The organism is Helicobacter sp. T3_23-1059, from assembly GCF_053654515.1.
The window spans coordinates 1-5,836 of the sequence record NZ_JBSIUV010000085.1 but is presented as its reverse complement, the minus strand read 5'-3'; the positions used below and the strand labels follow the sequence as shown (position 1 = coordinate 5,836).

4 protein-coding genes are annotated in these 5,836 nt (G+C 29.3%); all 4 read left to right on the top strand.

The features are described 5' to 3' along the window. Positions 1–768, top strand: a 768-nt coding sequence (locus tag ACWIX0_RS12700; RefSeq protein WP_454174356.1) for a hypothetical protein, incomplete at its 5' end; no start/stop codon positions are given. Positions 769–772: 4 nt separating this feature from the next. Beyond that, on the top strand, positions 773–2,002 hold the full coding sequence (locus tag ACWIX0_RS12695) for a hypothetical protein (RefSeq protein WP_454174355.1): 1,230 nt from the start codon (positions 773–775) through the stop codon (positions 2,000–2,002). A gap of 463 nt (positions 2,003–2,465) precedes the next feature. Then, positions 2,466–5,339, top strand: a complete 2,874-nt coding sequence (locus tag ACWIX0_RS12690) for a hypothetical protein (protein WP_454174354.1) — start codon at positions 2,466–2,468, stop codon at positions 5,337–5,339. 11 nt (positions 5,340–5,350) lie between these two features. Next, a partial coding sequence (locus ACWIX0_RS12685) for a hypothetical protein (RefSeq protein ID WP_454174353.1) occupies positions 5,351–5,836 on the top strand: 486 nt, incomplete at its 3' end.

The following is a 5,836-nucleotide window of genomic DNA, read 5'->3' as shown; positions in this document are numbered from 1 at the left end:
GATTTTATAAGCAGTGTAGAGGGAAAAAATGGAGAATATCAAAAAGATAGAGAATATTTTATAGATAAGGTTGTGGAGGTATTTGAAAAACAAAAACCAGATTCAAATAATAAAACCTTTTCAGCGCAATACAAAGAAATATTTATTGAGAGTAAGGCAAAAAGCACCATTAGGCAGCGTAAAATATTTATAGAATCACTAATTAAGACTATTTGCAATCATAAAGATGTTGAGTTACCACTAGAGAAAGTAAAATTTTATAATCAGACATTACGCAAGATAAGAAAACAAAAAACAATATCAGATGGTTATTATGTCAATAAAGAAATTTATATCAATAAGTTACATATTAAACGAGGCAATCACAATTTCTATGATTTGAAAAAGTATCCTTCGCCAAAATATGACGAAGTAAGGGATTTTTTAGCTCAAAAGGTTACTTTTATGCAACTTTTAGATACAGTTTTTCACGAATTAAGACATTTTTACATAGAGCAATTTATTGCTGAGCCATTAGAAAATGGACAGGCAACCTTTGGATCGTTATTAAAATATCTTGCAATAAGTGAAGGATTTTATATTGATAGCGATATTAAAAGTATGGGAAATATATTTGATAAGTTTTATAAAATATGTAATGAAAATAACTCTACAAATATTGGTTGTGCAATAGGCAAAAAAGAAAATATTTATAAAATTCAACCAAATGAGCGAGACCCACGATATGTGGCAACGCAGATTATTAAAAATCTACACAAAAAGGAGTAATATAATGGGTAAAAAAGTAGATATAGATTATTTAGAAGAAGAAGAATATGCAGAGCCAGTTTTATTGCCCTTTAGCTTTTATGCGACAAATCAGGAAATTCATTTAGGCATACAAACAAATATACTTTGTATAAAAGATAGATTGCCTATAAATTATGGATTAGATGATGATGAAATAGAGAATGTAGATGAAAATAGCCCATTACAAGATTTTACCGCTACGCTTTATCTAGGCAAAATCATTTTTGAGAAAAATAAAAAAGGCATTTTAGCGCCTAAATTTATCCCCTCAAATCTCACAGATTCTAGCTTTGAGAAGCTAAATACATTTTGGCTAAATGAAATCAATAAAAACGCAAAAAAGCCTTTTAGGTCGCTCATTAAATGCGAGCATATTAAAAGAGTTGGCAATGTGTGTAGCCTAGATGAAAAAGCTATCCCCTACCAAAAAATCCACTACTTTAGGCACAAAGATAATATCATTTTAACAAAGGAGCAAATCATCTCATACTTCACGCAATTACACCAAGAAAACACAGAATTTATTGCAAACTACATAGAATCTATTAACAAAAATAATGGAATCAACGCATATCATTTGCACGATAAAATCTATGATGATTTATTATCAAAAGGAATCTTGCAAAAAGATATGTTTAAATGGTGGAGTAATGCCCATAAAGCCCCATATACGCAAGCAGTATTGCTTACTCTTGATTTTCTATCCAAAACCAATCAACCAAATCATAAAATCTTATTATATGATGAGTTGTTTTATGCGTATTTAGTGTGGAGTTTGAGAGAGTTTTTGATAGAAAGCGACATAGGAGAAATGCAAGCAAAAAATAATTTATTATTTAATAGTGGCGTTTATAAAACGATGAGAGAAATCAAAAAAGATAAAAAAGATGAGGAAGAAGATGAAGAAGATACAGATAAGCCACAAAACTTTTTTTCAAATTTAGATTATTCGGGGCGACAATATAAATTCACCCCCCTAAATATCGACACGAGTGATTTTTGCAATGATAAAGAACCTTGCTCTTTACGAGAGGATATATTTAATAAAATTACAAAAGTTAAACCCTCTCCACTAGGCAAATACTATTTTGAATTAAGCGATAACAAAAGCGTATATATCGAATTTTTCCCTAGAATCTACCCTAGCATTACCAATCTTCCAAAAGGCTGGAGCAAAGAAATGATGCAAAAACTAGATTTAAAGTTAGAATAATCATAAAACTATTTTGATAAAATAGCTAAATTTTCAATAAGCCTACGATACAAACAAAATAAACCTGCCATATAAACAAAAAAAACAAACAAAGAAACAAAGTCAATAAGGTTAAATAAAAGCAATTTATCTAACATAACCTAAATAATAAAAATAACCTGTAATGTAAATTTAAATAAGGTATAGATTCAAATAAATCAAATGATTTAGATAATTTCGATAATCTCAATAATTCAAATAGCCCAAACGATTCAAGCAACAAAAAACAACACAAACAAATTCAAGCAACTAAAACAACCACAAAAGGATTCAAATAGTTAAAACAACAACTAACATAGCCAAAACATAACCAAAACCAAAACAAAACAAACACACAAACCAAACAACTTAAAACAAACCAAAACAATCAAAAGCATTCAAGTTATACCCACACATAATAACACCAAACAAAAAGGCAAGCAATATGAACACACAAGATACATTCCCCTTTAAACTCATCATCAAAGATTATGATTTGCTAACTCCCCTAAAAAACAAAGAGATTCAAATCACAAATATAGATTCTAAACAATGTTATGATTCTAAAATCACAACTGCAAATGGCGAAGTTGTATTTGAGATTCCACACAATGAGAGAGGGGACTTTTTTAGCGTAGAACTTATCAATGATGATGATTATGAAATAAATCCATATTATCTAGCAAAAGAATCTAATAATGTCTATATACAATCACCACATTCACAAGAATCTAATCAACAATTTAACCAAGAATCTAATAATATAGATTCAAGCAACTTTAATAATTCAAATCGTCCAAACTATTCCAATAATCCAAATAATCCAAGCAATCTCAATAACTCAAATAGCTTTAGCAATTCAAACAACCAAAAGCATTCTAACAATCCACATTCAGCCCATTTAGCCCATACAACACATACAAAATCTATTTATCAATCCAAAAACACCACAAATAAGATTCTAACACCTAATAATTATCAAAAATGTCCTGCCACACTTTATTTCAAAGCAAAGATTTATTTGTATTTCAATGGATTCACACTAGCTATAATGCAAGGTAATAACGAAATAGCAAGCTATGAAGCTAGAAGTGGAAAAGCATTAACTTTGCAAGAAAAAGCGGAATTAGAGCAACAAAAAGGCTATACTCACTTTGTGCCTAGCTTTACAAACTTTGATTATACAAATGACTTTGATAGACATTCGCAAGACAATAGCACCACAATAAAAAAAACACATCAACCACTATTTCACTGCTATGATAAAGGCTATCAAGATGAAAATAATACTATAAAAGATGGAGAATATTACTTGAGCGCGCAAGAAATAAAAGATTTGCTAGAAAAATATGAATCTAGTAAATCAAAAGATTCTAGCAAATCCAATCATTCTAATAAGACTAATACTATCGATAATTCAAATGATTTAAATAAACCTAACTCTAGCAATAGCAAGTCAAATGATTCAAACAACACAAATTCTAATCACGCCAACAATACTGACACCACGCAATTTAATATAGATTTATCGTTAAATATTTATAGTGATAAAGAATGTAGCAATTCGTGTAGCTCTATCATTATGACAAATAATAATCAAATACAAAACGATATATTGCTTTTTTTTTATGACAATCCTCATAATTTAAAATATATTTTCAATCATACAAATCATACAAATATACCACTAAAAGCACGATATAGCAAACCAACCATAAGTTATATAAAGTTTATGGAAAACATAGAATGGGAGGTAGATTTTTCACAAGAGAAACCACAAATCATTGACATTGCTAAGAACAAACAAACAAAAATCCAATATCTAAACCACAACCTATATCATTATAATTTTCCAATCAAAACACCATTTGCACCGGGAAGTTATATTGAGCTAGAAGCTGTGATGAGCGATGATAGTCAAGTAGGTAATGTGAAATGGAGTTTTATAGAAATAAAAAGCCAAACAGAATTGCAAAATTTTCTAAATAAGAATACAAATACTAGCTTAACTACACATATTTTATTAGATAGCAATCAACAGCCAAATAAACAATATAATGTCCGAGTTTTTCAAAAAAATAACATAATTGATACCAATAAATTAGGATTTTCATTGCCTATCACAAGAGGTGATGCAGAGGAAACATTTGATAAATACTACATTATTGTATTTGTTTATGATACAAACAAGAAAAATCCTACTTTACAAGATGCTTATATAATTATTGATATGAGTTTTAGAGTAGGCATAGAAAAAGATGATGCAGTCATAGAAGCCACGCGAGATAGCCAACAAACAACGCAGAATAATTTTTACAATACAATAATTTATAGCAATGATATAAATGAATGGAATAAATTAGAGCATATTTATAACGTAGGTGAAGCAGTGTATTTTTTAAATGTGAATAATGCAAAATTAGATAAACTTAAACAAAACAATCAAGAACGATATGACAAAAAAGATTCTAATGGAAATTATATCCACGATGCAATATTTGATTATTTGAGAATCTACCCTCAGCTTGCAGGAAAAATCGCATATATTTATTATAGGTTTGATTTGGGGAATGAAGTTTTTATCAACAATATAATAAGCGATAATGGAGCATATCAACAAGATAGACAAAAATATATAAAAGCTGTTGTGGAAGTGTTTGAAAAAGAAACTTATGAGAGTGAAATTTTGAAAAGCAAGATTAGATTTAGGGAGGCTTATAGTAATCCCTTGTTTGATGGGTATAGTTTATTTAGTTCCCAATTAAATGGCAAAACACGCGAGAATAGTAAGGTAGATTTTTACGATGAAAGAGAAAAATTTGTTGTAAGTTTAATTAAAAAAATATGCAAGTTTGTTAAATTGCAACTTAATGGGGCAATTATTTTCAATATAAATTCTAGAGCTATCACTTTGTCTGATAATATAATAATTGCAGAAATTTTACTTACCGATACTAATGAAATAAATCAAAATAACCCATTAGAAACATTTGAAAATTATTCTAGTGGGCTTATAGGCACAATTATCCACGAATGCAGGCATTTATATATTTTTCAAAAAATTTATAAGGAAAAGCAGCACAAAAGCCCTTTACTAAAATATCTTGCATATTCTTTTAATTTTTATATTAGTGGCAATTATCAAATAACGAATGCTTACAAAAAACTGTGCGATAACAATGAATCAAATAAAGTAAATTGCTATGTTGGAGAAGATAACGATAATTACCAAAATGCCTATGAGATTCAGCCAAATGAGCGCGACCCTAGATATGTGGCAAATAAAGCCATTGAAAGACTTGGCATAAAACAAAAATAAAAGGTTGATAAATGGCTATTTCTTTTGATTTAAGTTTATTGGTCGGCAATAAAATGCCTATGTGCAGTGCTAATGACAGTGAATATGTAAAGTATAAAACAATTTATTTAGGTATTGAAAGTAATATTTTGTCCATTGATGATAGGATATATGATAAATATTTTATCCCAAATTTATCTACCAATGCAGAGAAGTTTCGTATGAAATGTTCTGCACCATCTCGCTTCAAAGATTTTACCGCTACGCTATATCTTGGCAAAATCATTTTTGAAAAAAACAAAAAAGGCATTTTAGCACCAAAATTTATCCCCTCAAATCTCACAGATTCTAGTTTTGAAGGGCTAAATACATTTTGGCTAAATGAAATCAATAAAAAAGCAAAAAAACCTTTTAGGTCGTTCATTAAATGTGAGCGTCTTAAAATGGTTGGCACGATGTGTCTCATAGATGCGGATTCTATCCCCTACCAAAAAATCCACTACTTTAGACACAAAGAT

Excerpts from the sequence above, each read along its gene's own strand:
- ACWIX0_RS12695 (WP_454174355.1), top strand. The coding sequence starts at position 773 with ATGGGTAAAAAAGTAGATATAGATTATTTAGAAGAAGAAGAATATGCA.
- ACWIX0_RS12690 (WP_454174354.1), top strand. The coding sequence starts at position 2,466 with ATGAACACACAAGATACATTCCCCTTTAAACTCATCATCAAAGATTAT.